The organism is Pseudochrobactrum sp. AO18b (assembly GCF_000409565.1).
GTDB lineage: Bacteria > Pseudomonadota > Alphaproteobacteria > Rhizobiales > Rhizobiaceae > Pseudochrobactrum > Pseudochrobactrum saccharolyticum.
The window spans coordinates 1-5065 of sequence record NZ_ANNO01000504.1; the positions used below are offsets into that span (position 1 = coordinate 1).

Genomic DNA, 5065 nt, shown 5'->3' on the forward strand with positions numbered 1-5065 from the left:
GATAATCAGTCGCCGCGGGATTATATTTTCGCAGTACCGGCATGGCTTTGGAGAAAGTTTTGAAACCTTCCTCACCGTGATAATGCCCCATGCCGCTCATGCCCACGCCGCCGAATGGCAGGTCTGCACAGGCAAACTGATAGAGCGTATCATTAATACACACACTGCCTGCCACAATATGTGTAAGCGCAGCCTCAATGGTCTCATTACTGTTGCTGAAACAATAGAATGCCAGTGGCCGGTCGCGGCTGGTGATAAAACCAATGGCCTCATCATATGTGCGGTAGGTTTTTATCGGCAGTAACGGGCCGAAAATTTCCTCCTGCATGATGGCACAGTTATCATCCGGATTGATAATCAGCATCGGCGGCAGAATATGATATTCTCCGGCTCTTTGTATATCGCTCAGGGTCAGGAGTGGAATGGTCTTATGGCCACGGATACTGGCATCATCCAGCAAATGGGTGAGGCGTTTATACTGGCTTTCATTGATAATGGCGGTGTAATCCGGTTGCCGGTCGAGCCCCGTATAGCGACGGGCGGTTTGGCTTTTGCATTCTGCGATAAAAGCTTCCAGCATATTCTCCGGCAGCAGTACATAATCCGGCGCAATACAGGTTTGTCCGGCATTGAAGAGTTTGCCCGTCAGGATGCGGCTAACACTTTTAACAAGATCGGCATCGGGGGCGATCAATGCAGGCGATTTACCGCCAAGTTCCAGAGTGACCGGTGTGAGATTTCGGGCAGCTGCGGCCATGACTTTTTTACCGACCGCGCCGGAACCGGTGAAAAACAAGTGGTCAAAGGGCAGAGCAGAAAATGCTGCGGCAATATCCGCACCACCCTGAGCGATACATACACGATCGGACGGCAAAATTTCCTGCAACAGGCGGCTGAGATAGGCATTGGTATGCGGGGTATGTTCTGAAGGTTTCAGATAGATATGATTGCCCGCCGCAAGTGCAGAGACCAGTGGTGTCAGGGAAAGGTTCACCGGATAGTTCCATGGTGACATGATGCCGACTACGCCCAGCGGCACATGTCGTATTTCTGCTCTCGCAGGCCAGAACTGCCATCCGGCTTTGCGCCTTTGCGGCTTCATCCATTTTCTGAGATGGCGCAGACAGAAGTCGATTTCCTTGAGCACAATCACGGCTTCGGCCATCATGCTCTCATGGGTGGAGCGATGCCCGAAATCGCGCGATATTGCTTCGGCCATCTGCGGCAGGCTGGCTTTGAAAGCTGTGCGCAACCGCAACAAATCTTCACGGCGCTGCCGCTCATCAGGGCGGTTTTTCAGCCATGCTTTACGCAAAATCGCAAAATTCATGCTCAGTTGCTCAGTCATTTGTGTCCCTTAAAACAGAACGGGCAAAGCACCATTGCGCTGCGTAATAGGTGCCGAGTACCCAGACCGGATTCAGCGGAATATCAAAACGAAAACGCCCGTAAGCCAGAATACTATCACTGATAACAAAGAAGATGCCGCCAAAAGCCGCAATCTTGGCCGCCTGTTTTGTGCTGCGGTCGGCGATTGTCATGTTGATAGCGCGGTTGAGTGCCAGTGCAGCCATCAGCGCCAGTGCCACTGCATAAATAGCGACCGGAATATGCATACCGTCGGGCAGGCTGCTCCACAGATCGGAAATAATCAGCAATGCAATGGCTGCAAAGCCGATAAAGACAGCGGGTTTGAACGCAGCATGATCGGATAGTAATGCATAAATATAGGCGCAATGGGTGAGCAGAAAGCAGATCAGCCCCGCCATAAAATAATCTTGCGGCAGCATGAGGAAGAAATCACCGCCAATGGCAAAGGCCAGCCCGAGCGCAATAGCATTGCGATAATGGCGGGATGCAGGATGCTTAATCTGCAAAGTCAGAAACAGCAGGAAAGCCGTAGCCGTCGGCTTGGTCAGATAATGCAGCCAGCGCCATTCAGGGCTGAGTGAGCTGCCAAGCAATGCGCCCGCAATTGCTGCTGTAGCGAGTACAACATAGATCACTGTTGCAGCATGATGATTATTGATTGTCTTTGATGTGTCCCCGACGGCCATGCATTGTCTCCCCCTTTAGAGCGCCGTGCGCCCTTTTGGCGCACAAAGGTCGCTCTAACACTTTATATTTTACAGCACAGTTAGTTGACCTGAACGTAAACTGCTAGCTTGGCAGAGTAGCGCAAATCTGCATTGCTGCAATCACAATTACAGTTATGGCATTGTGATGTTTAGAGGAGGGACGGTGTTATCGGGCTTCGGGCGCGTCCGGTTGTGTGCCATAGGCCGCGAAGAACATATTCACTGCGGATTCCACATTATAGCGGATTTGCTCTGCTGTCGGTGCCTCTTCCATATAGGCGAACAGCCGCTGGCGATATATGCCTGCGAGAAACAGTTCTGCCAGCTGATAGGCGGCATGCTGCACATCCGACACACGGATAATGTCTTGCTCGGCCAGCTTTTCAATATAGGCCTTCAGCACCATCAACCCGCGACGCGGGCCGCGTTCATAGAAACGCACACCCATTTCCGGTTTTCGCTCTGTAACACCGAGAATAGTGCGCTGGGCGCTGATAACCATATCCGAGGTGACAAGTGTAACAAGCGCCACACCATAGGCAATCAGGCTCTCTTTGCTGGACAGAGTATCGCCGTTAATTGCACCAATCTGTGAAAATAAAACGCTGCGATGTTGCTCGCAAAGCGTTTCAAACAATTCGTCCTTACTCTCGAAATAAACATAGATCGTGCTTTTGGACACACCGGCTTCGCGGGTGATGTCATTCATACTCGCAGCATCAAACCCCATGCGCAAAAATACATTTTGTGCACCGTCCAGAATTTTCTGACGCTTTGCCGGATCTTGTCCGGCGCCGTGACGGCCATTCTGTCCCTGTTTGGTGTCTGTCATATCAGTGTGTTTCCGCTTATGTGCCGACGATAAAAATTATCAATTCGAACCGATCAGTGCGATTTCAATTGATATGCCGTCTCTCTTGCTTTATGTCAACATCGAACCGATCGGTTTGAAGAGGTGTCCGGCTTATGTCAGGAAGACAGACGCAGGCATATTTTTCAGTCCGGTTTCGGTTCTTTTTGAAATTCTTCTTACCGGAATAATAAGCATTCCAGCAAAAGTGGGTACCGGTTTTGCGTCAGGAAATGCGTAAAAACAAATAGATAGAGCATTTCCTCTGGCTCGGTCAAAAATGGAAATGCTCTAAATTCAATAAAGTTTATTGGCAGTACGGCCTGTTTTACTCAGAAAGTTGCCCCCGCTATGTCCGCTCTCAAGCCCGTTGCGAAACCAGTTCAGTCGAATCATTCCTCGTCCGATCAGGACAACACCCAGAGTGTTGCTCCGGTTGATTTCAAGCGAGCGGCGCAGAATGATGACAACAGAATGCCGGATGATCCGCTGCGCGCCGAGCATTCCCAGCCTTTCAGCGAACAGACGACAGCATCGGAAACGCCAAAGCCTGCATCGGGCAAGCCGTCACGCAAGCGTAAAATCCTGGGTGTTTTGCTGATTGCAGCTTTGGCCGGAGGTGCATGGTACGGCTACGACTGGTGGACGACAGGACGCTTTATGGTCTCGACCGATGATGCCTATATTCACGGGGATATCATGGCGATGTCGCCGAAAGTGACCGGCTATATTGATGATGTGCTGGTGAGTGCTAATAGCCATGTTAAAGCCGGTGATGCTATTTTCCAGCTCGATCAGGGTGATTACCAGATTGCGTTGAACGAGAAAATCGCGGCATTGGCCAGCCAGCAGAAAACGTTGGCACGGATTGAGGCGCAGACCGTTGCGGCAGAAGCCAGCCTCACACAGGCACGCGCCTCTCAGCAATCTTCCGCTGCCGGCCTGACCAATGCACAGGCAACCATGGAGCGGATCACCAAGCTGCATGATACGCGTTTTGTCTCGCAGTCGGAGCTTGATCGTGCAACCACGGCTCTCGCACAGGCACAGGCGGCGGATGCCAATGCACAGGCGCAGATTGCAGCGGCTCAGGCCAATATAGGTGTTTTGAAAGCACAATATCAGGAGGCTGAGAGCCAGACCCGCAGTCTTGAACTGGCGCGGGACAAGGCTCAGCGCGACTTGTCATTTACAACATTGCGCGCGCCTTTTGATGGTGTTGTTGGCAATCTGACCGGTAAAAAAGGTGATCTGGTCAGTGCAGGGCAGCGTATTGCCGCGCTGGTGCCGGTCAATGCGCTTTATATTGACGCGAATTTTAAAGAAACCCAGCTGAAAAATCTGCATGGCGGCGAGACGGTGCATTTCACCGTTGATGCACTGGGCGGAGAGACATTTGAAGGCAAAGTCGCATCGCTGTCACCGGCTTCCGGCTCTGTGTTCTCCCTGCTGCCGCCGGAAAATGCCACAGGCAATTTCACCAAGGTTGTGCAGCGTGTTCCGGTGCGTATTGCCATCCCCGAAGCGGCTCTGGCGACCGGTAAGTTACGCGCAGGTCTGAGTGTTGTTGTGGATGTGGATACCCGCACAGCACTGCAAAACACTCCGGCTGCACAATAAAAGTATTCAGCCATGGCTGTATCAACCACCATGCAGGCAGTGCCTGCCGCTGAAGAAAAGATTGATCCGAGAAAAGCTCTGGCCTTTCTGGCCATGGTCTTCGGTATGTTTATGGCCATTCTGGATATCCAGATTGTGTCGGCCTCGCTGGCTGAAATTCAGGCGGGACTGGGTGCCAGTTCCGATGAGATTTCATGGGTGCAGACCTCCTATCTGATTGCCGAAGTGGTGATGATCCCGCTTTCCGGCTTCCTTGGCCGTCTGCTGTCTACCCGAGTGCTGTTTACTGTTTCGGCGGCGGGTTTTACCGCTGCCAGCGTGCTCTGTGCGACCGCGACCAATATTGAGCAGATGATCGTTTACCGCGCTATTCAGGGTTTTATCGGCGGCGGTATGATCCCGAGTGTGTTCGCGGCGGCTTTTACAATTTTCCCGCCGTCCAAGCGTTCCATCGTCTCTCCGATTGTCGGGCTGGTGGCAACACTGGCGCCGACTGTGGGGCCGACAATCGGCGGTT

5 protein-coding genes are annotated in these 5065 nt (G+C 52.2%); 2 read left to right on the plus strand and 3 right to left on the minus strand.

Annotated features, from left to right (window positions below; all coding sequences use genetic code 11):
• From A918_RS0118770 to A918_RS21100, 3 genes are all read right to left on the minus strand, one after another.
• Nucleotides 1-1348: coniferyl aldehyde dehydrogenase (locus A918_RS0118770; protein WP_022712540.1), on the minus strand; the 1348-nt coding region annotated here is incomplete at its 3' end.
• A complete protein-coding gene (locus A918_RS0118775; RefSeq protein WP_022712541.1) occupies nt 1341-2057 on the minus strand; it encodes a lysoplasmalogenase in 717 nt (238 codons plus the stop codon). The genes A918_RS0118770 and A918_RS0118775, both read right to left, overlap by 8 nt.
• Nucleotides 2058-2244: 187 nt before the next feature.
• Complete coding sequence (locus A918_RS21100; RefSeq protein ID WP_022712542.1) at nt 2245-2910, minus strand: TetR/AcrR family transcriptional regulator; 666 nt, start codon at nt 2908-2910, stop codon at nt 2245-2247.
• 492 nt (nt 2911-3402) lie between these two features.
• On the opposite strand from A918_RS21100, the gene A918_RS0118785 reads away from it, so the two are divergent.
• Both A918_RS0118785 and A918_RS0118790 read left to right on the plus strand, forming a co-directional pair.
• The gene (locus A918_RS0118785; RefSeq protein WP_084664913.1) at nt 3403-4548 is read left to right on the plus strand and encodes an HlyD family secretion protein; all 1146 of its coding nucleotides are present in this window, start codon (nt 3403-3405) and stop codon (nt 4546-4548) included.
• A gap of 12 nt (nt 4549-4560) precedes the next feature.
• A partial coding sequence (locus tag A918_RS0118790; RefSeq protein ID WP_022712544.1) for an MFS transporter occupies nt 4561-5065 on the plus strand: 505 nt, incomplete at its 3' end.

Coding starts and splice junctions, on each gene's coding strand:
- A918_RS0118775 (WP_022712541.1), bottom strand. CDS start 2,057: ATGGCCGTCGGGGACACATCAAAGACAATCAATAATCATCATGCTGCA.
- A918_RS21100 (WP_022712542.1), bottom strand. CDS start 2,910: ATGACAGACACCAAACAGGGACAGAATGGCCGTCACGGCGCCGGACAA.
- A918_RS0118785 (WP_084664913.1), top strand. CDS start 3,403: ATGCCGGATGATCCGCTGCGCGCCGAGCATTCCCAGCCTTTCAGCGAA.